Below are 23,729 nucleotides of genomic sequence, written 5' to 3' on the forward strand. Positions count from 1 at the left end.
TGACCCTAAGGAAACCGATTCTCGTGGGGCTGTCAATTAATTAATTAACTTTCTTTATTAATTTTCTTCGGCTAGACTTTTCTGCACGGGAGGTGCTTATGGGCGCTGGTATGCCAGAAACAGTTGTCAGATCGATCAGCGCCGGGCTGAGCCAGAAAGGCGTAAGCAACCACAATGAGCGGTTGCTTCTGACGCTATTGCAAAGGCATGGAAATATGCCCGCAAGCGACCTCGCCAGACTGTCAGGCCTGTCGGCCCCTGCCGTCTCTGCCATTCTTAAAAGATTGGAAAGCAACGGGTTGTTGATTCGCGGCGTGCCCGTGCGCGGCAAGGTCGGCAAGCCCTCTGTCCCGATGATGCTGTCACCAGATGGTGTCTTGGCGTTTGGGCTCAAGATCGGGCGACGCTCTGCGGACCTTCTTTTGATGGATATAACCGGTGCTGTGCGTCAGCAGTTGCAGCTCAAATACAACGCACCCATCGCCGCCGAGGTTTTCGCCTTCGTATCTGACGGCATGGCTACTATCACCGAAGGTTTGGCGCCCGAATTAACTGATCGAATTTGCGGCATCGGCGTCGCTGCCCCATTCGAGATGTGGAACTGGACCGAGCCCACCGCTGCCATCACGCAGGAATTCGCAGCCTGGCAAGACGTCAACATCGCACAGGAAATAGCAAGGTTCAGCGCGCTGCCCGTGTCCCTTGTCAATGACGCCACTGCGGCCTGCAAGGCCGAACATGTCTTTGGACGTGGCAAAGCATTCCGTGACTATGCCTATTTCTTTGTGGGTGCTTTTATTGGCGGCGGCATTGTCTTGAACCACTCTGTGTTTGAGGGGCGGCAGGGAAACGCGGGCGCGCTCGGCTCTTTGCCAAGCGTCAGTCCTTTGGGGGAGAGCAAGCAGCTAGTCGATCTCGCCTCGATCCACCTGCTTGAGGCGCGTCTGGCAGAAGTTGATATCGACCCCGCGATCATCTGGAAGACACCGCAAGATTGGAGCGGGATCGCCCGATACGTCGATCTGTGGTTGGGTCAAACTGCACAGGAATTGGCCAAGGCCTGCTTGGCGACATGCTCTGTAATTGATTTTGAGGCAATCCTGATCGACGGGGCCTTCCCTGAAGATATCCGGCAGGATCTGGTGGCACGGGTGCAGCGTTACATGGTCAATCAAGACACACGTGGCCTGCTGCCGCCACCCATCGAAAGCGGCAGCATCGGCGGCAATGCCAGAGCGGTTGGCGCTGCCTGTGGGCCGATCTTGTCGGGGTATTTGCTGAACACCAATGCGGGTTTGGCTGTCGCCTCTTAGGGTTGGAAGCCGCTCAATCTATGCCGATGGGCCGTCAAGCGTGAGCGTGACACGATCACCGGCAAAAAATGTGCGCCCATACTCCACGGGAATCTGCGCGGCATCCACGTTGACACCCGTCGATTTCAGTACCGGGTCACCTTCGCGCAGATGCAAATGAAGCGCATGTGTCGGTGTCGCAAGCACTGCCGTCAGGCGGGTAGAGGCGCGCGTGTAATCCGTAATCCCAACCAGCCTGAGGGCCTCTGTCACGCTGCTGTGGGTTTGCAGAGCCGCAGCAAGGCCGGGCAATCGCTCTAACGGGAAAACACTCTCGAACACCGCGATGGGCCGACCATCGCCCAGCGACAAACCGTGGTAGGCGCACACCTGGGCGCGCTGGGAAATTTGCAGTGCCTGTGCCTCGCCTGCGGCTGCCGCACGCACCTCGATCTGCAGAACGCGCTTTTCCGGGCGGCGTCCTGTCGCCAGCAGGTTTTCATGGAACCGAACCCTTTGCCCGATGGGGTAATCGGTTGGTTGTCCCGCAACATAGGCCCCTGCCCCGCGCCGTGTACGCACCAAACCTTCGTCGATCAATTGCGCAAGCGCATGGCGCACCGTGTGCCGGTTCACACCAAAACGCGCGGCCAGTGCCGCCTCGGTCGGCAGCTTGTCACCGGGCACATAGCGGCGCTCGGCAATGCTGCCACGCAGGTCTGCGGCAATGGAACGCCAGATGGGCGTGCTGCGGGGTTTGGTTGGGTCGTTAGACAAAGTTCACAAAATTCCTCTGGGGAAATGGATCGAATCTGATAGAATATGTCTAGTTGTATAGATGCTATGAAAGTTGTCGAGATGAAAGATCACGCACACGACGCGGCAGATCGCAAGGCATCCAGACGCAGGTGCTGTCGCCGCTTGCGCAAACGCGAATTAGAATGCGACGGTCAATGTCGCCGTCAACGCCCTTCACCCGGTGAGCGAATAGCGATGGATCACCTCAAACTGCCCATCCGCACGCTCACCCACCAGCGCAAGCTCGGTTACGATAAATGGATGGGCCAGCGATGGCAGATTTGCCGACAGGACCGCCTGCCAATGGGCAATCTCCTCAGAGGCAAGCGAACCGGTGAGTGTCAGGTGAAAGCGAAATGCGTCCAAAACATTAGGATAGCCCCATTGGGTCAGGTTCGCGTCTTGCACTGCATCCAGATTGGTCGCGCGGCGGCGCGCCAGCTCTTCCTCACTAGCGGGTGCGCGAAAGCTGTCCAATTCTATCACGCAAGCCGCTGCCAATTTGGCCAGATCGTCAGTCGGCGCGGCGGGCACGAGAGCCAGAAAGCGACCCAATTTCGTCAACCCCAGCGGACCGCAAGTTGCGGGGCCAAGGCGACTGGCCAAATCCGCCACAGCGTCTTGCAAATCGGCCAAGCGGCACCCTTCGGCCAGTCGAAAAGGTGGTTTCAACGTGCCGTGGAACCCGTATTTGCGCGGTGTCTCGGTGACGCCATCAAGACCCGCGATGTCCAGCTGATCTGCTGGGCATCCACGGGCAACATCCCACCCCAACCAGACGGCACCGAAATCAGCCATCGCACCTTCGGGCGGGACAAAGTAAACTGCAAAGCGAGAGTATGACATGAATTCACCTTTCGATCCCGATGGTCTTACGGACTTTCACGACAGTCAGATGTCAGCTTCGCTTTGTCTTGCCAATGCGGAACTGGTCTTGCCAGACGCGGTGGTGCGGGGGCGGATCACAATTCAGGACGGTGTAATCGCAGGTGTGACCGAAGGGGGCGAGGTCCCTGCCGGCGCTGTGGATTGTCAGGGCGACTATGTCATCCCCGGATTGGTCGAACTGCACACCGACAACCTGGAACGCCATATTGAACCCCGCCCCGAAGTGGACTGGCCGCGCCTGCCCGGCTTGATCGCCCATGACGCTGAATTAGCATCAACCGGCATCACGACAGTCTTTGATGCATTGCGGGTTGGATCGCTGCATAACAGCAAGGGACGCTACAAAGCCTATGCGCGTGAGCTTGCGAATGAGCTTTTGGCAGCCCGTGCGGCAGGGCTATTCAAGATCAGCCACTTTCTACACCTGCGCGCTGAAGTCTGCTCGGAAACCCTATTGGAAGAATTTGCGGAATTCAGTGCTGAAGATCGCGTCGGCATCGTTAGCCTGATGGATCACACGCCGGGCCAGCGGCAGTTCCGCGACCTTGCAGCGCTCAAAACCTATGTGGCCAAGAAACGCGGCTTGACGGACGACGAATTCAAAGATCATGTCGCCAATCTGATTGCCCTGCAAAAACGCGTCGGCGCAAAACACGAGGCCGGCGCCGTGAAAGAGGCGCGCAGACTGAACGCTGCACTGGCCAGCCACGACGACACAACCGCCAAGCATGTTGCGACATCGCGTGACAACGGTGTCAGTTTCGCAGAGTTCCCAACCACATTAGAGGCGGCGCAATCCTGCCATGACAACGGCATTAAGGTTATGATGGGCGCGCCCAACATTGTGCGTGGCGGCTCGCATTCCGGCAATGTATCTGCGTCGGAACTGGCAGAGCACGGCTTGCTCGACATGATCTCATCTGACTACGTGCCGTCGGCGCTTCTGTTGTCCGCATTTCACCTCTCGCGCTTGTGGAACGATCTGCCGCGCGCCATCGCCTGCGTGACGGGATGCCCGGCGAAGGCAACTGGCCTGACGGACCGTGGGGCGCTGGCAACAGGTTTGCGCGGCGATGTTGTCCGCGTAGCTGTCAGCAACGAAACACCCATCACCAAAAGCGTCTGGAGCCGCGGCGCGCGCGTCAGCTAGCGCCCGGACTTATCCCAGCCACATGCGGCCTTGTTGGTCCAACCCATAATGGGTTGTCAGATCAAGGAAGTGATCCTGCGCTGGCGGTTGTTCTTGCCATGCCATCGCACTCACACCAAGGATGCGGGGCATCAGCATCGGCCAAAGCTGTTCATCTTGCGTCGTAAACTCTGACCAGAACGCGCCCTGCACGCCGATGATCCGATCCGCCAGTGCTGGATCCGGCACCGGGTCCCAGTTGACGGTATCGGCGGTGTCGACAAATGCAGCCCAGCTTGCCCCCCAATCGTCAGGATCGTCCGTATGCGCCATGTCCATGTAGACATGCTGCGCCGGGGTCATCACAACATCATAGCCTGCGCGGGCCGCATCAAGGCCGGGGCCCTGTCCGGTCCAGCTAAAGAGGATCGCATCGTGGCCGATGCCACCCCCTGCCCCTTGGGCGGCTTCCTCCCACGCAGCGGGCCGCTGTCCGTTGGCCTGCGCAATGGCCGCAAGCCGCGATATTGTCCAACTTTGCAGGTCCTTGGTTGTCTCTAATCCATGTTCAGCCATCAGCGCCCGCGCCATGGGGCTGCCCATCCACGTGTCTTCTGGCAATTCATCACAACCGAGATGTAGATGGTTGAAGGGGAAAAGGTCGCCCACTTCGCGCGTGACTGCCTCTAGAATCTTCCATGTCTTGGGCTGGGCAGGGTTGAGCGCGTTACCACGATAGCCTTGCACCGACTGTTCAGCGCCATTGTCAGCGGGGTCGCGCGTTTCAGGGAATATTGTGGTGATGGCCAGCGCATGCGCCGGCGCTTCGATCTCTGGCATCACTTCGATATTCAACGCTTTGGCGTGGGCGATGACCTGTCGCGCGTCTTCCTTGGAATAACTGCCCCCCTCAACGGGTTGCCCGTTGAACATGCCGGGCAACGTCTGACCTTCGCCGCGCAATGCCGTTTTCTGCCAAAGCTCCGGGACAGAAGTGATCTCAAGCCGGAACGCCTCATCATCGGCGAAATGCCAGTGAAACCGGTTGAGCTTGAGCATCGCCATCAGATCGAGAAGCAACAGGATCGTCGGCATCTGATAGAAGTGGCGCGCGGTATCAAGGTGCTGGCCCCGCCAATCAAAACGCGGGGCGTCAGTGATGCACCCCTTGGGCAGGGGCCCGTGTTGCAGCAAGGTCAGTAACGTGATCCCGGCGTAAAAGCGGCCACCGTAAGAACCAGCAGCGATGCGCACACCATCATCAGAGATATCAATCTCATAAGCATCTTCAGGCAGATCTGCCGCCACGGTCGTAACGCGATGCGACCCACGGAACGCCATCCCCTGCCGGTCCGCAAGATCAGCAACCGTCGCCAGCGCCGGATCGTCAGAACTGAAACCGTCCGCGGCCAATGACCCGCCTGAAGGTATCCAGCTTGTCGGCTGCGGCACCAGCGCCAAACCTTCAACAGCCACTGGTTTTGCCTTTGATGCCAGATGACGACCCGCAGGCGTTGGCGGCAATGAAATAACCTCTTTGTCGCAGCGCAGATAGGGGCCCAGCGGCATCCAAGCCCTGTTCGCTGGTTTGAAGCCCCCGCTGTATTTGATGACAACCTCATGCACCTGCCCGGCTTTCAGATCAGGCAGTGCTATTTCAACGTAGCTTCCTAGAGAGCGGATACTATCGCCGCCGGAAACAGGCTCCAGCGGTGCCATGCCAGAGCAGCACAGGACGGGCAGGTGCAGATCGCGGTCGGGCGTGATTGCGCACAGCATCTCCATGCCCACGATACGGCAAGTGTATTGCATGTCAGTCCAGCCTTAATTCGGAGACGAAATCATAGATTTCAGAGCGATAAAAACCGCTGGTGAATTCAATCGGACGGCCCGTGGACAGATACCCGGTCCGGTCGATCTGCAGAATGGCAGCGCCTTGCGCCAAGCCAAGCATCTCTGCCACTGACGCGGTCGCATTCACCGCCCTGACCCGCTGAATAGCGCGCGTCGGTGCCGCGTTTCGCACTCGCAGAAGATCATATAGCGATGTACCAACCTTGTCGGGGCGCGGCAGGATGTCTTCGGGAAGGGATGAATACTCTAACGCCATAGGCACGCCGTCACCACTGCGCAGCCGGTGGATGCGCGCCACCTGATGATGTGATGCAAGCCCCAGCACCGTCGTCTCGGCCGGTGTCGGCCGGAACAATCCGTTGAGCAGAACGCGGCTTGAGGATGCAATGCCGCGCGCTTGCAGGTTTTCGGTGAAAGACACCAGCGACGACAATGATTGCTCAAACCGTTCGCCTTGACCGCGTACAAAAGATCCGGCCCCGTGCCGCTGTTCTATCATACCTGCCGAGACAAGCTCACCAATCGCCTTGCGCACAGTGACGCGGCTGATCTGGGCAATTTCCGCGATTTCACGCTCAGAAGGCAGTTGATCATCCGGGGCCAATTCGCCCGATGTGATCAGCCCGACAATGTGGCGGTATAGCTGCTTGTAGCGCGGCCCGCGGCCTTCGCGAAACCACTGGGCAGCACCGAGTGCGGCGGTGAAATCAGTCATTTTGCGCCTCTTCTTCCGGTATCAGTAAATAATACCAATTTCGCAACTTGATACCACCTATAGCACCAATGTCTTAACAAATACTTATATATTATTGGTATTTGGGCAAGAGTATAATTTTGGTATTAAAGTGGTAGTAATACTGTACACTTGGTTTAGGCTGAATGAAAGCGGTTGATTCGACACCGCATCTCCGGGGGGAAACATGGCGGACACGTCCCAAGCAGCAACGCAGACCTTTGAAGCACGGCAAGGCCGTACGCTTCCTGAAAGTGTCTTTGCATGGATGCTGATCGGCCCGGCGATGCTTTTCATCGCGGTCATCGTTGCCTGGCCTTTGGCCGAAACGGTGCGCCTGTCCTTTATGGAGGCTGACCTTGGTGGTGAGCAATACGTTGGCTTTGCCAACTACGCAGACTTGATGGACAGCCGGAAATTTCATCAGACCATCGTACGGACCTTCTATTGGATGTTCCTTTCGGTTGGCCTGAAACTAATCCTTGGCCTGATCGGTGCCACGCTGCTGAACGCGGCAGTGCCCGGTCGCGGCTTGTTTCGAGTTTTGGTCATGCCGCCGTGGGTCATTCCGATTGCGATCGGCTGTATTGGCTGGCTTTGGCTTTACAATGGCTATTTCGGTGTACTGTCAGGCACGATGATGCAGCTAGGTATCACGGACGGACCGTTTGAATTCCTCGCCCATAAGCAATCGGCTTTCTACTCTGCTGTGGTCACAGACGTCTGGGTCGGTACACCGATGGTGACACTGTTCTTTCTTGCGGCCATGCAGGGTGTGCCAAGGGACCTGTATGAAGCCGCCTATGTTGATGGAGCGAGCCGTTGGTACCGCTTTCGCCGCATCACGATCCCGCAAATCATGCCGGTGATCGTCTCGATGTCGCTGCTTTCTGCAATCTTCACCTTCAACAGCTTTGAGATCATCTGGATCCTGACCGAAGGCGGCCCACGCAGTGCCACAACAACCCTGATCGTGGACACCTATAAGACCGCCATCAGCAACTTCAAATTCGGCGAAGGGTCGGCGCGCGCGGTGGTCATTGTGATCCTGCTGGGCACATTCAGCCTGATCTACCTGTTCTTCCTGAACAAGGTGAACAAATACTACGGGAGCGGCAAGAAATGATGGACCGTTACACTAAGCTGCAAATGGTCGGCATCTACGCAGCGATCACGATATTTCTGATTTTCATCCTGCTACCGTTCTTTGAAATGTTCATGGCATCACTGCGCCCGCTCGAGCACCTGTTCCGCAGCCCATACCAATTCTGGTCGGATGATTTTTCGTTCCAGGCCTACCGGGACATGTGGGTCACGGTGCCTTTGCTGGGCCGCTATATCCTGAACTCGATCTTCATCGCGTCGATGGTGACAGGGATCACAATGGTCTTTGTCGTGCCAGCCGCCTATGCCTATGCCAGGCTGCAATTTCCTTTCAAGAACCTCACACTTGGCATCTTTCTGGGCGTGAACATGTTCACCGGTGCCGTGTTGCTGATCCCGCTTTACCGCGTGCTGCGCACAATGGGTCTGCTGAATACCTATTGGGCCATGATCGTGCCCGGTGTGGCTTTCCTCATTCCAACCGGTATCTGGCTGCTGCGCTCTTACCTTGAGAAAATCCCGCGCGAGCTGGAGGAAGCGGCCTTTGTCGATGGCGCCAGCCGTATGTACACCCTGCGCCGCGTCGTGCTGCCACTGGCCGTGCCCGGTCTGATCGTTGTGGGTGTTGCAGTGTTCATTGGCGCTTATGCCCAACAGTTTCTATTTGCGATCACGTTCAACCAACAACGTGAGCTGCAACCCCTGCCAGCCGGTCTGTTCGAATTTATCGGTTATCAGGATGTCACCTGGAACCAGATGATGGCCGCTGCCTTGGTCGGCGTGCTGCCGGTCATGGTCATCTTCTTGTTCCTGCAAAAGTATCTCGTCGCGGGTCTGACCGCTGGCGCGGTTAAAGAATAACCAATCAGTCAACTAGGGAGACTAAATATGAGACGAATGACAATGACTTTGGGGGCGGTGTTGCTATCCAGTGGGGCCTCAATGGCCGTGGCTGACAGCCACGCGGCAGAGCTGCACTTTATCATGTGCGGCGGCGAAGTACGTGAAGCGGATCAGGCAGTTGTCGATCAGTTCATCGCGGACAACGAAGGCGTGACCGTCAATCTGGAAGCCGTGCCATGGGGCACATGCCAGGACAAATCCCTGACACTGGCGGCTGCCGGTGATCCACCATCCATCGCCTACATGGGCAGCCGCACATTGCGTCAGTTGGCCAACAACGACCTGATCGTACCCGCTCAGATCAGCGGCGACGTGATGTATCAGGAAGGTGTGCTGAACACTGTGACTATCGAAGGACAGGAGTGGGGTTACCCACATGCGTTCTCAACCAAGGCGCTATACATCAACTGCGATATCGTCGAAGCCTCTGGTCAGGAATGTGCCGCACCAGCAACATGGGACGACATGTATGCCATGGCGCAGGGCGTTGTGGACAACACAGACAGTGCCGGTGTCGGTCTTGCTGGCAAAGACTTTGACAACACAATGCACCAGTTCATGAACTACCTTTATTCCAACGGTGGTGTGGTGATCGATCCGGCAACGGGCGAAAACATGCTTGACAGCCAGCAGACACGCGAGACGCTGGAATTCTATGGCAAGCTGGTTGATGTGGCACAAGAAGGCCCAACCGCTTGGGAGCGGGATCAGCTTAAGGATCTGTTCAACGACGGTCAGATCGCGATGTATGTCCAAGGCCCTTGGGGTTATGGCCAGCACAACGAAGACATCAACCAGTTGGTTGCACCTGTGCCTGCCGGCCCATCCGGTGAAAGCGGTACAATCCTGATCACCGACAGCATTGTTGTGTTCAAAGGCTCTGGCCACGAAGAACTGGCCCACGATCTGGCCCAGCGTATCACATCGGGCGACAGCCAGTATGACCTGGACAGCAGCTGGGGTCTGACACCGATCCTTGATTACGCTGCCATGGGCAAAACCGACCTCTATTATGAGACCGGCATCTGGCCAAACTTCACAGCGACAATTTCGACAGGCGGCCCAGAGCCAATCGTCGAAGACTTCAAATCGCTGCAGTCGGTCTTCACCAACATGGTGCAAGGCATCATCCTCAAGGATGACACTATCGACAATCTGGTGACGATCGCCGGTGAAGAGCTCGACGACGCACTTTAAGGGTTTCTCCCTGCGCCGGGTGGCGGTTCGCTGCCGCCCGGTTCTTTTCTCAGAATTTCAAACGGAAGCACGGCATCATGGCTACTCTTGATCTCCTCTCCATCAGCAAATCATTCGGCGCCGCCAAGGTGCTGCATGACATCAGCCTCGCGATTGAGGACAAGGAATTTGTTGTTTTCGTTGGGCCCTCTGGCTGCGGCAAGTCGACATTGCTGCGGATCATCGCAGGGCTCGAAGAAGCTACCGCCGGTCACATCATGATTGGCGGCGATGATGTCAGCACGGCACACCCAGTGGATCGCGGCATCTCGATGGTGTTTCAATCCTACGCGCTTTATCCGCACCTCAGCGTCTATGAAAACATCGCCTTCCCGCTGCGTGTGCAGAAAATGGATCAGGCTGGCATGGACAAACTGGTGCATCGCGCCGCTGATATTTTGCAACTGACGGATAAGCTGCAACTCAAGCCCGGTCAGTTATCTGGTGGTCAGCGTCAGCGTGTGGCGATTGGCCGATCAATCGTGCGAAACCCCAAGGTGTTCCTCTTTGATGAGCCGCTTTCGAACCTCGACGCGGCCCTGCGCGGCGACATGCGCGTTGAACTCAGCCAGTTGCACCGCAGCCTTGACGCCACGATGGTCTATGTGACGCACGATCAGGTGGAAGCCATGACCATGGCCGACCGCATCGTTGTGTTGAACGGTGGCCGGGTTGAACAATTCGGCACGCCGATGGAACTTTACCACCACCCCAAGACCAAATTCGTGGCTTCTTTTATTGGCCAACCCAACATGAACCTTGTCCCGGCCACGGTTGAAGGCGCCGATGCAAGCAGCATCAAGGTTGCCCTTTCCGGCGATCACCAGATGGCGCTACCTGTCGATGGCAGCACGGTGTCCAAAGGTGACAAGGTTGAAGTCGGCATCCGCCCCGAGCATGTCGCGCTTGGTAGCGATGGGCTAGATATCTCGGTCAACGTGCTGGAACGTCTTGGCGGCGTCTCCATCACATACGGCACGGTTGGCGATGGAACACGTTTCTGCGCCTCGTTGCCCGGTGACGCGCAAATTATCGAAGGCAGCACGATCAGCCTTGGCGTTGCACCAGAGGATTGCCACGTTTTTGATGCCGCAGGCGATGTTCTGCGACGCAAATCGGCACCGGCGCTGGTTGCATGAAGGTCGTCACCGCAGGGATCGGCCTGCGGGCCGGGCATGTCCTGTCGATTTTGAAAGAGGCCATGCCAGAGGTCGCATTCGTCGGCTACTATGATCCCCAGCCCACATATCTAGAGATGATCGGCACGCAGACGCCACGGTTTGACGATGTCGAGGCAATGTTGGCAGAGACCAAACCGGACCTTTTCTTTGTTGGCTCGCCCAACAGCTTTCACCTTGAGCATATCAAAATTGGCCTCAAGGCAGGCGTCCGCATCTTTACCGAAAAGCCGGTTGTGACAACCAAACAAGACACAATGGAGCTTGCGGCGCTTTTGGCGGAACACAGCACCAACAGCGTGATGGTCGGCCTGGTTCTGCGGTATTCGCAGCACATGGTGGATCTGCGCACTGTGCTGGATCAGTTGGGGCCCGTCGTATCGCTGGAAGCCAACGAACATATCGGCCCTTACCATGGCGCATTCTTCATGCGCGACTGGCGACGCATGATAAAATGGTCCGGCGGCTTTATGCTCGAAAAATGCTGCCATGACATCGACATTTACAACATGGTGACCGGATCACGGCCCAGTAAAGTGGCCAGCTTTGGTGGGCGCAAATCATTCGTGCCAGAGTTTTCACCGACATCGAACACCGAAAACGAAATCATGCACCGCAAGAAAAGCGTGTGGGAAAATGTCGACGATCCCTTCCGCTCTGACGGCGATATCATCGACCACCAGACCGCTATTCTACACTACGAAAATGGTGCCTCTTTGGCATTCCACACCAACCTAAACGTGCCGGATGAGCATCGCCGTTTTTGTGTGATGGGAGCTTTGGGCATGGCTGAGGGCGATTTTGTGCGCGGCCATCTGAAGGCGACCGCTCGGGACGGGACTGTGCTGGCTAACCACGACTACACGCAGATGGATGCCGCACGCGCCTCGGCGCATTACGGTGCGGATCACATGATGGTGGACGATATCGTGGCCTTCCTGACCGGAAAAACCGACAGCCTGCCGGTGGGCGTCGTTGACGCACTCGAAGCAGGGCTTGCCGCGATGGCCATAGATGAGGCGCGAATTACGGGTCAGATCGTCGATCTGACCGACACTTGGACAGAATTTGACAGTTACGGGCTAAGAACATGACATGCGCAGACACCTACCCCGGCCGCCTGATGGCGTCGGAATCCGCAGAAGCGCTTGGCGTCTTTTGCAAAGCCGTTCAGCAATCCGTTGACGGAGCGGCGATCGCCCTGCCCAAGGCGATCTATACAATTGCGCGTGGATCATCGGATGCAGCAGCCAATATCCTGTCCTATGAATTCATGCGCGAGTTGCACGTACCGATGACGTCTTTGCCGCCGTCGGTCTTTTCGCTTGGCAAGGGGGTAAAACTTGACGGTGCCGCGGCCCTCGTGATCAGCCAATCGGGCGCAAGCGACGATCTGGTCCGTTCTGCCAAGGGCGCGCAGGCCGCAGGCGCGCAAGTTCTTGCCGTCACAAACCAGCCCGACAGCCCGGTTGAGGCGCAGGCCGGGATCACCGTGCCCATTGATGCCGGCGCCGAACTGGCTGTGCCGGCAACCAAGACCGTGATCGGCTCGGTTGCTGCTGGCATGGCGCTGCTTTCCGCAATGAAACCAGCCTATCGGGCCAAGGCCGCCGGGGCCGCAGAACTGCTTGCCAATTGTAACCCACAGCACCCGAAAGCGATGTCATTGCAGTCCGCATTGCTGCGCGCGCAGCACGTCTATGTCATCGGGCGCGACACCGGATATGGCGCCGCCCAAGAGGTGGCTTTGAAACTGAAAGAATGCTGCGCAATCCATGCAGAGGCTTATTCAAGCTCCGAAGTGCTGCACGGGCCGCTGCAACTGGCCACCAACCCGTTGATGGTTCTTATGCTTGATACCGGCGACGCCACCATTCAGGACAGCCTTGATCAGGCCGAGGCGCGTTTCCGCAGCACTGATTGCGATGTGCATCGGATCAGCCCCCGTGATCTGGGTATTTACAGCCTTGTTCCCGGCGCTGCAGCGGCCCTTTTGCTGGCCATTATGTATCCGATCATCCTAAACACCGCACTTGCACTGGGTCTTGATCCCGATGCACCACAAACACTTTCGAAAGTAACAAAGACCACATGACACAGACGCTATCACAATGGGCAACCTGGCAAGAGCTGCAACGCCAACCTGAGATCTGGAGGCACTGGGGTGCAACGCTGGACGTCGCCGGGCTTCGCGCCTGGATCGCTGATCAGGACTATGACGAGGTCTGGTTCTGTGGTGCAGGCACAAGCGCCTATATCGGCGACATCATCGCAGCGGCGCTGAAGGGCACGCGGTCCGTTCCGACGACAGATATTGTGGCCAACCCAAAGCATATTCTGGCTGGCGTGCGCCCGCTGGTGGTCAGCTTTGGCCGTTCTGGCAACAGCACCGAAACCATCGGCACGCTTGATGCGCTGGACGCCTACGCGCCAGACGCCCCCCGCCTGAATATCACCTGCAACAAAGACAGCGCCTTGGCCACGCGAACCTCTGCCGCACCCACCAAGGTAATCATCCTGCCCGACGCAACCCATGACGCGGGCTTTGCGATGACTTCCAGCTTCTCGACCATGCTGCTCACGGCCTTGGCGTTGTTTGATGCGCCTTGTGACCTGCCTGCACGTCTTTCTGCCCTCGCCGATCAGCTTCAAGCGCTATTGCCGCAGTTCGAAGGCCAACCCAAACCTGAACGCGCCGTCTACGTCGGCGCTGGCCCGCTCACCTATGCGGCGCGCGAGGCTGCTTTGAAAGTCATGGAACTGTCCGCTGGACAAATCCCCGCCCTTTGGGACAGCTCGCTTGGCTTTCGCCATGGCCCCAAATCATTTGTAACAGACAACACTGCCATTACTGTATTCGCCAGCCCAGACCACCCCACTCACAACTACGACACGGACTTGGCACGGGAACTGCACGACCAATTCCCACTTGCAACCACGCAGACCATTGGCCCCGGCGGAGATATTGAACTGCCGATGCCCTTTGGCTCTGCGTGGGCTGCGCCCCTTTGCGTGGCCGCAGCACAGGTTAGCGGTGTTCAGTGGTCGGATGCATTGGGTCTGAACGTCGATGACCCCTTCAGCGGGCAGAACACCCTGAGCCGCGTTGTCTCTGGCGTCAAACTCTATCCGGCCGTCGCATGAGGACGGCAGGCATTGATATCGGCGGCACCAAGATCGAGGTGCAGCTTTTTGACGAAGACTGGTCAGAGGTTGGGCGGCGGCGCATTGCGACACCAGCCAGTTACGATGATCTGGTCAGTGCCGTCGTCGCACAGATCAAATGGGCCGAAGAACAGGCCGGTCGGCCCATCGCGGTTGGAATCGGGGCCGCCGGCCTTGTGAACCCGCGTTCCGGCCTTGCCTTGACGGCGAACCTGCCTGCCACCGGTCAACCGTTCCCGACTGATATTACAGAAGGTGCCGGACGCCCGATTACCTACGTGAACGACTGCCGCGCGCTGGCGTTATCCGAGGCTGTCTTTGGGGCCGGTCAGGACAAACGAACCGTCATGTCCCTGATCCTTGGCACCGGTGTTGGTGGCGGGATCGCCGTTGATAAGTCCATCTTGCAGGGCCCAACGGCCATGGGCGGTGAATTCGGCCATACAGCAGCGGCAGCCCATGTCGTGAACGCCCATAATCTACCACTTTGGCAATGTGGCTGCGGACGAACGGGCTGCATCGAGACCTTTATCGCCGGGCCGGGCCTTGCGCGATTGGCCAAACACCTGACGGGTCAGGATGTTACCCCCGCTGAGATCGCAGCCCAGCGCAAAGGCGCGATGGCGCAGGTCTGGTCGATCTGGTGCGCCTTCGTGGGCGAATTCATTCACATGCTGACGCTAACGGCAGACCCTGATGTGATCGTCCTTGGTGGCGGGTTGAGCAAAATCGAAGGGATCACCGCCGATATGATGCAAGCTGCCAAAGCAGCACAGATCGGCGATTTTGATGTTCCGCAAATCGTTTTAGCCAAAGGCGGCGACGCCAGCGGCGCGCGTGGTGCGGCCTATGCAGCGTGGCAGGCGCAATCCAATGAGTAGTGTTCTGCGCGATATCATCCAACGCAACCGCGCAGGTGCGGCGGTTGCAATCCCCTCGGTTTGCTCTGCTCAACCCGATGTCCTGCGCGCGTCTCTCGGATTGGCCCAGCGGCTTGGGCGGCAGGTCGTGATCGAGGCGACCTCAAATCAGGTCAATCAGGATGGCGGTTATACCGGCATGACGCCGCGCGGCTTTATCGATTTTGTCCATGGCATCGCGGATTCGGCTGCTGTGGATCGCGACCTGATCATCTTTGGCGGCGACCATCTGGGACCGCAAGCATGGCGCTCTCATGATGTTGGTCATGCAATGGACAAGGCCGAAACCATGCTGCGCGACTATGTCGCCGCTGGCTTTGGCAAGATCCATCTGGATTGCTCGGAAGGTTGCGCAGGTGAACCCGCTCAACTTGGCGATGCACAAACCGCCATGAGGTCCGCCCAGCTGGCGCGTATCTGCACAGAAGTCGCCGATGATCTGCTTTTTGTTGTTGGCACCGAAGTCCCGCCACCCGGTGGCGCACGCGCTGACGAGGAAGGGGATATCCCTCCAACTGATCCGGCTGCTGCCCGTGCCACGCTGGATGCGCATGATCAGGCCTTTGGCGATATGGCCCCCCTGATTGGTGGCCTTGTCGTGCAGCCCGGCGTCGAATTCAGCCCCACAGCCGTGCATCACATGCCGCTTGATCGCGATCCGGGGTTGATTGACAGCATCGCTGACCGTCCCGGTGTCTGCCTTGAGGCGCATTCGACTGACTATCAAAACCCCGCCGTCTTTCCTAGATTAGCAGAGCTTGGATTTGCTTTTCAAAAGGTAGGTCCCGCGCTCACTTTCGCCTATCGCGAGGCGCTTTATGGGTTGGACCAGTTGCGTGATCCCTTGGGCGGGCTCCAATCCGCAATGGAGGCGGTGATGCTGGCAGATCCGTCAAAGTGGCAGAACCACTATGAAGGATCTGACGCAGCGCTTTATCAGCAACGCCATTTCGGGCTGGCCGACCGCATTCGCTATTATTGGCCGACAGTGGAGGCCCAATCGGCGGTCACGGATCTGTTGTCTTCCTTCAGCGTCGCAATTCCGGACGCCAAGTTGCAAACCGTGTTTGGTGCAGACCTGCTGGATCGCGCCGCAAACGGGTCCGGCGATCAGATCACCCGCCTGATTGATGCGCATATCAGCCTTGCTCTGGAACCCTATTTCTTTGAGGACGCCACATGACCGAACATTGGATTTGTCCCGACCGCTTGTTTGACGGCAAACAGATTATCTCTGGCGTGTCGCTCCGTCTTCAGGACGGCAAGGTCACGGCACTATCCACGGATGCGCAGGACGGTAACCGCCTGCCCGGATGCCTCTCGCCGGGGTTTGTTGATCTGCAAGTCAACGGCGGCGGTGGCGTTCTTTTGAACGCCGCGCCGACGCGGGCCACAATGGCCACAATCGCAGCGGCGCATCGCCAATTCGGGACCGTGGCAATCTTGCCCACGGTAATCACGGATCAACCAGAGGTGCTCGAACAGGCCGCGGATGCGGTTCTCGCAGCAATGGGCGATACTGGCATCATCGGCCTGCATATCGAGGGGCCCCATATCTCGGTTGAGCGGCGTGGCACACATGAGGCTTCGTTTGTGCGCCCTATGGATGATCACACAATGGCGATCGTCGCGCGTCTGCGCGCGGCCGATGTACCAGTGATGATCACGCTTGCCCCCGAGGCCGCGACGGTTGCGCAAGTCGCTGCACTTTCCGCCATGGGTGCTGTCGTCTCGATCGGTCATACCAATGGAACCGCCGAACAGATTGAAGAGACCATTGCGGCAGGGGCGTCCTGCGGCACCCACTTGTTCAATGCCATGTCGACGATGCAAAGCCGTGCGCCGGGGGCCATTGGAGCGATCCTTAATGCTGGTGTGCATTTCGGGGTCATCTGCGATGGGCACCATGTTGACTATCGCATGATCCAGCTTGCCTTGCGGGCCGCTGCCAAACCTGACCGGGCGTTTCTAGTATCTGATGCCATGGCGACCATCGGCGGCGCTGATCAGTTTGATCTGTATGGCCGCGCTGTCCACCTTGAAGACGGACGGTTGATCAATGCCGAGGGAAATCTGGCAGGTGCCCATGTCACCCAAGCCGAAGGTGTGCAACGCCTTGTGGCGCACGTCGGCACATCTTTGGACGAGGCCCTGCGTATGGCTGTGACCATCCCAGCCAATCTGATGGGTCAATCCCAGCTTTCCGAAGTGATCAATCGAGAGGTGTCGGATCTGATCGTGCTGTCAGATGACCTCAGCACCACCAGTCTGGCCGGGCGTCTGACCGGATCACGTGGCGCCCTGAATGCCGCCGAGTAGACCCATGTTGCTTGAAGTTTGTGTAGAGTCCGCTGCCGCCCTTGCTGTTTGCGAGGGTGTTGCCGATCGCATTGAACTCTGCAGCGGCCTTGATATCGGAGGGCTGACACCCAGCCACGGATTGATGCAGCAGGCCAGGGCGTCAGGGCTGGAAACACATGTCTTGGTCAGGCCGCAGATTGGGGACTTCGCATTTGACGCGGTTACGCTTGAGATGGCGGTTGAGGACATCAAACACACCAAGGCGCTTGGCCTGCATGGTGTCGTCATTGGCGCGACGGCGAAAGGCGCATTGGATCAAGATGCACTGCATAAAATGCTGCAAGCCGCCGATGGTCTGACAAAAACACTGCATCGCGCCTTTGACGTTGTGGATGATCAGTTTGCAACACTGGACACGGCCATTGCGATGGGGTTCGACCGTATCCTCACGTCGGGCGGGGCCACAACAGCCTTTGCAGGGCGTGCGCAGCTTGCAAAATTGCAAGACCACGCCAATGGCCGGATCGAGATCATGGCAGGTTCAGGCGTCAACAGCGCCAACGTGGCCGAGATCGCGCGCGATACGGGGCTGACGTCGTTTCATGCGTCTTGCACGGCCAAAACCGCGATGCCGCCCAAAACCGTCGAATTGGGGTTTGGGCCGCACCGACGCACCATCGACAAAGCGGAATTGCTATCGCTCAAAGCAGCGCTCAGTAGCTGACGGTTAACCCAACGTACCCAGCTTACTTAGAATGGGGCAGTCCGGGCGGGCGTCTCCGGCACAATCGCGCACCAGATCACCCAGCGTATCACGCATGCCACTGAGGTCGGCAATCTTGGCATCGATCTGCGCCAGATGTGCCTTTGCAATCGCGCGAACATCGGCGCTGGCACGCCCTTTGTCCTCCCAAAGGGCCAGCAGATTGCGGCAATCCTCAATCGAAAACCCCAAGGCGCGGGCCCGCCCGACAAAGTTCAGCTTATGCACGTCCTGATCACGAAACACGCGATAACCATTCACGTCGCGCTGGGGTTTGATCAACCCGATATCCTCGTAATACCGGATCGTCTTTGTGGGCAGGTTTGCCTTCTGTGCGGCAGTGCCGATGTTCATGAAAGGGCCTCCTTGCTTACGGGCGTGCGCGGTGCATCCGCTGGCACTGTCCCATTGTTGACCCAGCGCAAGCGCAAGGCGTTGGACAACACAAACACGCTCGACAGTGCCATTGCGCCTGCAGCAAGCATCGGCGACAACTGCGGTCCGCCAAATGGCACCAAGACGCCTGCGGCAACAGGGATAAGTGCCACATTATAGGCAAAGGCCCAGAACAAATTTTGCCGAATGTTGACCATCGTTGCGCGGCTGATGGCAAAGGCATTCAGGACACCGCCCAAACTACCAGACATCAGCACGACATCCGCGCTTTCAATGGCCACATCCGTGCCGGTACCAATCGCAATACCAACATCAACAGAGGCCAAAGCAGGCGCATCATTGATGCCGTCACCCACAAAGGCAATCTTCTGGTCACCGCCCAATCCCTGAAGTGCGGCGACTTTGCCCTGAGGCAGCACATCAGCCGCAATCTGATCGATACCAAGTTCAGCCGCGATCACTTGCGCCGTATGCTTGCTGTCGCCGGTGATCATGGCGACCTGCTTGCCCATCGCGCGCAGCGCATCAACCACTTCATGCGCGTCGGGTTTGATCGGGTCAGAAACAGCTATCAGGCCTGCTATGCGGCCATCTATTGCCACAAAGACAGGCGTGCGCCCCAAATGCGCAAGCGCATTAGCTTGTGTATCCCAATCTTGCAGGTCGACTTTCGCGCGCGCCATGAAACGGGCCGCGCCGATCAAAACATCTTGCCCACTGATCTGGCCGCGCACTCCAAATCCGGCGGGGCTTTCAAACCCGCTGACTTGGGCAAGTGCAATCCCTTGCGACTGCGCTTTGCGCACAATCGCTTCGCCGATGGGGTGTTCTGATCCCGCCTCGAGGCTGGCGGCCGCACGCAATAACACGCCCACCTCAACACCCTGTGCTGTGACGACATCAGTCACAGTTGGCTGGCCAAGCGTCAATGTACCCGTCTTGTCAAAAGCTACGATCTGCGCGTCCTGCAAGGTCTGCAACGCATCACCTTTGCGAAAGAGCACCCCCATCTCGGCTGCACGCCCTGTGCCCACCATGATTGAGGTCGGCGTTGCCAACCCCATCGCGCAAGGACAGGCCACGATCAGCACAGCAACACCAGCGACAAGCGCCAGCCCAAGTGCGGGATCAGGTCCAAAGATCAGCCAAGCAATGACAGTGATCACGGCAATCAACAGGATCGCGGGCACAAACCACAAGGTGATACGATTGACGAGATCTTGAATAGGCAGTTTCGCCCCCTGCGCATGTTCGACCATGCGGATGATCTGTGCCAAAAGCGTGTCATTGCCTGTTTTTTGCACCCTGAACGTCAGGCCACCTGCCCCGTTCACAGTGCCGCCCGTCACGACATCACCCGGTGTCTTTTCCAATGGCACAGGTTCGCCGCTCAACATGCTTTCATCAACAAACGAACGGCCCTCAGTCACCTCACCGTCAAGTGCGATACGCTCGCCGGGGCGCACGCGCACCTCATCGCCGACCTTCAGCTGTGCTATGGGCATCTCAATTGGCTCGCCATCGCGCATCACGAGTGCGATTTGCGGCTGCAACCCGATCAGCCTGCGCACTGCCTCACCGGTGCGCCCTTTTGCGCGCGCCTCCAGCGTGCGGCCCAACAGGATCAAGGTGACGATGACGGCGGCCGCCTCAAAATAAACCGCGCGCGTTCCTGCAGGCAGCAGGTCAGGCAGAAAGGTGGCGATAGTGGAAAAGGTCCAGGCCGCGCCGGTGCCGATCGCCACCAGCGCGTTCATATCAGGGGCACCGCGGAACAGCGCAGGCAATCCTTTGGCAAAGAACATCCGGCCAGGCAGCACGAGCACCGCCGTGACCAGAACGAACTGGATCACCCAACTGGCCTGCCGTCCGACAGTTTGCTCGATCAACCCAGCGACGCCGGGAACAAAGTGGCTGCCCATTTCCATGACAAAAACAGGCAGCGTCAGGGCGGCGGCAACCCATGCCTTACGGCTAAGATCCGACGCCTCGGCGGCTTTGCGGTTTTCGGGCGCAGCGTCTGGATCTTTGATCTGCGCGGCGTATCCCGCCTGTTTGATCGCTGCGACAAAAGCGGCAGCGTCACCCTGCCCTGCAAAATGCGTGACGCTGACCGTCTCTGCCGCGAGGTTGGCCGTTGCAACCAGCACACCGGGCACATCGCGCAGGGATGCCTCCACCCGACCCATGCAAGAGGCACATGTCATGCTGGCCACCGTCAGCACGGTTTGCTCGGTGCGGGCCGGATATCCGGCCTGTTTTAGGCAATCCACCACCTCTGGCAACCGGTCAGCCCTGTCGAGGCGCAGCGATGCTGTTTCGCTGGCCAAATTGACGCGGACATCATCAATACCCTGCACCCGCCCAAGCGCCTGCTCGGCGCGGCCAACACATGACCCACAGGATAATCCTGCGATTTGAAAGGAGATTTTGGTGCTCATTGAGACTGCTTCCTTGATAGATGCAGCCTATATGAGGGTTCCACTCACTGGAAGGTCAAGAGAATAGGTACAGGTATCTTTAGGTCCGTCGATTATTCAGCCTGACGTGCATCTGCCACGTAACCTTGCAAGTCGGCCAGTGGAACCGCGCCGGGAACAAGCGCATTGCCAATCACATAGGCAGGCGTGCCAGTAAAGCCCAGCCCTTGGGCCAAGGCTTGGGTTGTCTCGATATGCGCCGCAACGTCCGGGGCCTCCATATCCACAACCAACTGATCGGTATCGATGCCAACCTCGCGTGCTGCCGCCAAAACTGACGCCTCGGTTGCACGTCCGCGCAATTCCATCAGCGCCCAATGCAATTCTTCATACTTGCCCTGCGCGCGGGCGGCCAAAGCGGCCCGTGAGGCAAAAACCGAGCCCTCGCCCAAGATGGGCCATTCGCGATAAACGACCTTTATGTCCCCGTCCTGCGCCAGCAATGCCTTCACATCTGCTGCGGCGCGTTTGCAATAGGGGCAGTTGTAGTCAAAGAACTCAACAATCACTGCCTCGGCATCTGGATTGCCGATGACGGGCGCGTTGGGATCATTCTCAAGCAATGCACGCTGCTCTTGCAGTACATCCGCCTGCGCTGCGGCCTGGGCGGCGTTGCGCCGCTGCTCTAGGATCGCGACGGCTTCCATGATGACCTGTGGGTTTTCCAGAATCGCTTCGAGCGCCAGTTGTTTGATCTGCTCTTCGGTCAGGTCTTGCGCCATGGCACCAAATGGCAACAGCGCGAGAGCCGCCGCTGTGATAAATCTGCGCATGTTGTATCCCATCGCTTTCAGCCGTTAAATTTGATTTCGCGCGCATCAAATCACTTCGGGCCGGGATGTGCCAGACACAACTCTGTAAGCCGCCAAATGCCGCAGGGTGATTGCTGACTTGCCCCCAGCGTAGGCTTTGGATTACCTGCACCCCATGGAACGGCTGCATCACAAAGATCGGGTGACACGCACCTTGCTCAGTAAAGGGTTCACGGTGATTGCAATCATCGTGACCGCGATTTGCATTGTGCCTTATCTGGGTGTGCTGGCGGCTGCCTTTTCTGGCTCTTTTGAAACATTGGACCATTTGGCCGAGACCGTTTTGGGACGCTACACGCTGACCACGATTGCATTGGTGGTGATGGTGATGTTTTGCAGCGCTGTCATCGGCGCGGGCGCTGCCTGGTTGGTGACAATGACTGATTTCCCCGGACGGCGCTGGATCGAAATTGCCCTTGCCTTGCCATTGGCCTTTCCCGCCTATGTGCTGGCCTATGGCTATACCCATGTGCTTGATCATCCCGGCATAGTGCAATCGACGCTGCGCGATGTGACGGGTTGGGGACCACGCGATTATTGGTTTCCCGAAATCAGATCAATTGGTGGGGCGGCCATGATGCTGACGCTCGTGCTTTACCCTTACGTCTACCTGCTGGCGCGGGCAGCCTTCTCTGCACAAGGCGCGGGCACGTTTCTGGCGGCACGTGTGCTGGGCAAATCGCCGTTTCGCGCGTTCTTTCAGGTCTCTTTGCCGATGGCGCGTCCTGCCATCGCATCAGGTGTCATGTTGGTCGCAATGGAGACCATCGCGGATTTCGGCACCGTGGCCTATTTCGGCGTCCAGACCTTTGCCGTGGGTATCTACACAAGCTGGTTCACCATGGCGGACCGGGCAGCAGCGGCGCAACTGGCCTTGGGCCTTTTGGCATTCGCACTGCTTTTGGCAATGCTCGAACGCTCTAGCCGAGGCCACGCGAAATACACTAACGGGCGGCGGAACATGCCGATGGAGCGACTGCGTCTAAGCCACGCACAACAAACTGGCGCCATCGCCTTCTGCCTCGCGCCTGTAATCTTGGGGGTCATCCTGCCGGTTATTGCCCTCACCACAATGGCCTTGGGATCAGAGCAAAATTTGCTCAGCCCGCGTTATTTGGGCTTTATCCAGAATTCACTAACACTTGCCGGCATTGCCGCAGTGCTGGCAGTTCTCGCAGCATTGGTGCTGGGCACATTGCACAGAGTGCGCGCCACACGGCTGACCGGCACATCGCTTTATCTGGCCCGGATCGGTTATGCGGTACCCGGCGGGGTCATCGCGGTAGGCTTGCTGGTGCCATTTGCGGCCTTCGACAATGGGCTGGATGCCTGGATGCGCGCAAATTTTGACATATCGACGGGGCTTTTGTTCACCGGTTCGATCTGGCTGCTGATCTTTGCCTACCTGATCCGCTTTCTGGCAGCTGCAATTGGGGCCTATGAAGGGGGCATTGCTTCGGTCGGGGCAAATATGGACGCGGCAGCGCGGACCTTGGGGCAAGACATGCCGGGCCTTGTGCGGCGTATCCACATGCCATTGCTGCGCACCAGCCTGCTGACGGCCGGGCTAATCGTCTTTGTTGACGTCATGAAAGAGCTGCCTGCGACGTTAATCATGCGGCCATTCAACTATGACACTTTGGCGGTGCAAGCCTATCGGCTGGCCTCGGACGAGCGGCTGGAGGGGGCGGCAGTACCCAGCCTTGTTATTGCCGCCATCGGGCTGATCCCGGTGATCCTGCTTTGCCGTCGTATCGGTGCGGGTCGCGCCTGAACG

21 protein-coding genes are annotated in these 23,729 nt (G+C 58.2%); 14 read left to right on the top strand and 7 right to left on the bottom strand.

What is annotated here, in order from left to right:
* Positions 1-110: 110 nt before the first annotated feature.
* A complete protein-coding gene (locus tag DHN10_RS11870; protein ID WP_199910667.1) occupies positions 111-1,313 on the top strand; it encodes an ROK family transcriptional regulator in 1,203 nt (400 codons plus the stop codon).
* Between the two features lie 18 nt (positions 1,314-1,331).
* On the opposite strand, the gene phnF is transcribed toward DHN10_RS11870, so the two are convergent.
* The gene (gene phnF, locus DHN10_RS11875; RefSeq protein ID WP_108815527.1) at positions 1,332-2,069 is read right to left on the bottom strand and encodes a phosphonate metabolism transcriptional regulator PhnF; all 738 of its coding nucleotides are present in this window, start codon (positions 2,067-2,069) and stop codon (positions 1,332-1,334) included.
* Between the two features lie 195 nt (positions 2,070-2,264).
* Positions 2,265-2,936: a DUF1045 domain-containing protein gene (locus tag DHN10_RS11880; RefSeq protein WP_108815528.1), complete on the bottom strand. Its 672-nt coding sequence runs from the start codon at positions 2,934-2,936 to the stop codon at positions 2,265-2,267.
* Between DHN10_RS11880 and DHN10_RS11885 the strand changes: the two genes are divergently transcribed.
* Complete coding sequence (locus DHN10_RS11885; RefSeq protein WP_373456705.1) at positions 2,935-4,128, top strand: alpha-D-ribose 1-methylphosphonate 5-triphosphate diphosphatase; 1,194 nt, start codon at positions 2,935-2,937, stop codon at positions 4,126-4,128. The two genes, DHN10_RS11880 and DHN10_RS11885, sit on opposite strands and share 2 nt — an antisense overlap.
* Before the next feature lie 9 nt (positions 4,129-4,137).
* Here DHN10_RS11885 and DHN10_RS11890 read toward each other — a convergent pair whose 3' ends face one another.
* The gene (locus DHN10_RS11890; RefSeq protein WP_108815529.1) at positions 4,138-5,919 is read right to left on the bottom strand and encodes a beta-N-acetylhexosaminidase; all 1,782 of its coding nucleotides are present in this window, start codon (positions 5,917-5,919) and stop codon (positions 4,138-4,140) included.
* A gap of 1 nt (position 5,920) precedes the next feature.
* Positions 5,921-6,676, bottom strand: coding sequence for a GntR family transcriptional regulator (locus DHN10_RS11895; RefSeq protein WP_108815530.1), 756 nt, complete (start codon positions 6,674-6,676; stop codon positions 5,921-5,923).
* Between the two features lie 205 nt (positions 6,677-6,881).
* Between DHN10_RS11895 and DHN10_RS11900 the strand changes: the two genes are divergently transcribed.
* The 11 genes from DHN10_RS11900 (at position 6,882) to DHN10_RS11950 (ending at position 18,225) form a co-directional block, all read left to right on the top strand.
* Positions 6,882-7,820 (top strand): carbohydrate ABC transporter permease, encoded by a 939-nt coding sequence (locus DHN10_RS11900; protein ID WP_108815531.1) that lies wholly within the window; start codon positions 6,882-6,884, stop codon positions 7,818-7,820.
* Positions 7,820-8,659, top strand: coding sequence for a carbohydrate ABC transporter permease (locus tag DHN10_RS11905; RefSeq protein WP_267895720.1), 840 nt, complete (start codon positions 7,820-7,822; stop codon positions 8,657-8,659). Before DHN10_RS11900 ends, DHN10_RS11905 begins: the two co-directional genes overlap by 1 nt.
* 27 nt (positions 8,660-8,686) lie before the next feature.
* Positions 8,687-9,898 (top strand): ABC transporter substrate-binding protein, encoded by a 1,212-nt coding sequence (locus DHN10_RS11910; protein WP_108815533.1) that lies wholly within the window; start codon positions 8,687-8,689, stop codon positions 9,896-9,898.
* Positions 9,899-9,975: 77 nt separating this feature from the next.
* A complete protein-coding gene (locus DHN10_RS11915) occupies positions 9,976-11,076 on the top strand; it encodes an ABC transporter ATP-binding protein (protein ID WP_108815534.1) in 1,101 nt (366 codons plus the stop codon).
* The gene (locus tag DHN10_RS11920) at positions 11,073-12,209 is read left to right on the top strand and encodes a Gfo/Idh/MocA family protein (RefSeq protein WP_108815535.1); all 1,137 of its coding nucleotides are present in this window, start codon (positions 11,073-11,075) and stop codon (positions 12,207-12,209) included. The genes DHN10_RS11915 and DHN10_RS11920 overlap by 4 nt, the downstream gene beginning before the upstream one ends.
* Positions 12,206-13,210 (top strand): SIS domain-containing protein, encoded by a 1,005-nt coding sequence (locus DHN10_RS11925; protein WP_234417118.1) that lies wholly within the window; start codon positions 12,206-12,208, stop codon positions 13,208-13,210. The genes DHN10_RS11920 and DHN10_RS11925 overlap by 4 nt, the downstream gene beginning before the upstream one ends.
* The gene (locus tag DHN10_RS11930; RefSeq protein WP_108815536.1) at positions 13,207-14,259 is read left to right on the top strand and encodes an SIS domain-containing protein; all 1,053 of its coding nucleotides are present in this window, start codon (positions 13,207-13,209) and stop codon (positions 14,257-14,259) included. The genes DHN10_RS11925 and DHN10_RS11930 overlap by 4 nt, the downstream gene beginning before the upstream one ends.
* Entirely contained in the window at positions 14,256-15,161 is a 906-nt protein-coding gene (locus tag DHN10_RS11935; RefSeq protein WP_108815537.1) for an ROK family protein, read from the top strand. Before DHN10_RS11930 ends, DHN10_RS11935 begins: the two co-directional genes overlap by 4 nt.
* Positions 15,154-16,383, top strand: coding sequence for a class II D-tagatose-bisphosphate aldolase non-catalytic subunit (locus DHN10_RS11940; RefSeq protein ID WP_108815538.1), 1,230 nt, complete (start codon positions 15,154-15,156; stop codon positions 16,381-16,383). The genes DHN10_RS11935 and DHN10_RS11940 overlap by 8 nt, the downstream gene beginning before the upstream one ends.
* Positions 16,380-17,519 (top strand): N-acetylglucosamine-6-phosphate deacetylase, encoded by a 1,140-nt coding sequence (nagA, locus tag DHN10_RS11945; protein WP_108815539.1) that lies wholly within the window; start codon positions 16,380-16,382, stop codon positions 17,517-17,519. The genes DHN10_RS11940 and nagA overlap by 4 nt, the downstream gene beginning before the upstream one ends.
* Positions 17,506-18,225, top strand: a complete 720-nt coding sequence (locus DHN10_RS11950; protein WP_108815540.1) for a copper homeostasis protein CutC — start codon at positions 17,506-17,508, stop codon at positions 18,223-18,225. The genes nagA and DHN10_RS11950 overlap by 14 nt, the downstream gene beginning before the upstream one ends.
* A gap of 3 nt (positions 18,226-18,228) precedes the next feature.
* Here DHN10_RS11950 and cueR read toward each other — a convergent pair whose 3' ends face one another.
* The 3 genes from cueR to DHN10_RS11965 all read right to left on the bottom strand — a co-directional run bounded on the left by cueR (position 18,229) and on the right by DHN10_RS11965 (position 21,913).
* Positions 18,229-18,618, bottom strand: a complete 390-nt coding sequence (cueR, locus tag DHN10_RS11955) for a Cu(I)-responsive transcriptional regulator (RefSeq protein ID WP_108815541.1) — start codon at positions 18,616-18,618, stop codon at positions 18,229-18,231.
* A complete protein-coding gene (locus tag DHN10_RS11960) occupies positions 18,615-21,101 on the bottom strand; it encodes a heavy metal translocating P-type ATPase (protein ID WP_108815542.1) in 2,487 nt (828 codons plus the stop codon). The genes cueR and DHN10_RS11960 overlap by 4 nt, the downstream gene beginning before the upstream one ends.
* Before the next feature lie 92 nt (positions 21,102-21,193).
* Positions 21,194-21,913 (bottom strand): DsbA family protein, encoded by a 720-nt coding sequence (locus DHN10_RS11965; protein ID WP_108815714.1) that lies wholly within the window; start codon positions 21,911-21,913, stop codon positions 21,194-21,196.
* 154 nt (positions 21,914-22,067) lie between these two features.
* On the opposite strand from DHN10_RS11965, the gene DHN10_RS11970 reads away from it, so the two are divergent.
* Positions 22,068-23,726, top strand: coding sequence for an ABC transporter permease (locus DHN10_RS11970; protein WP_234417119.1), 1,659 nt, complete (start codon positions 22,068-22,070; stop codon positions 23,724-23,726).
* Positions 23,727-23,729: the final 3 nt, after the last annotated feature.

Source organism: Loktanella sp. Alg231-35 (assembly GCF_900143545.1).
In the GTDB taxonomy this organism is placed as follows: Bacteria; Pseudomonadota; Alphaproteobacteria; order Rhodobacterales; family Rhodobacteraceae; genus Yoonia.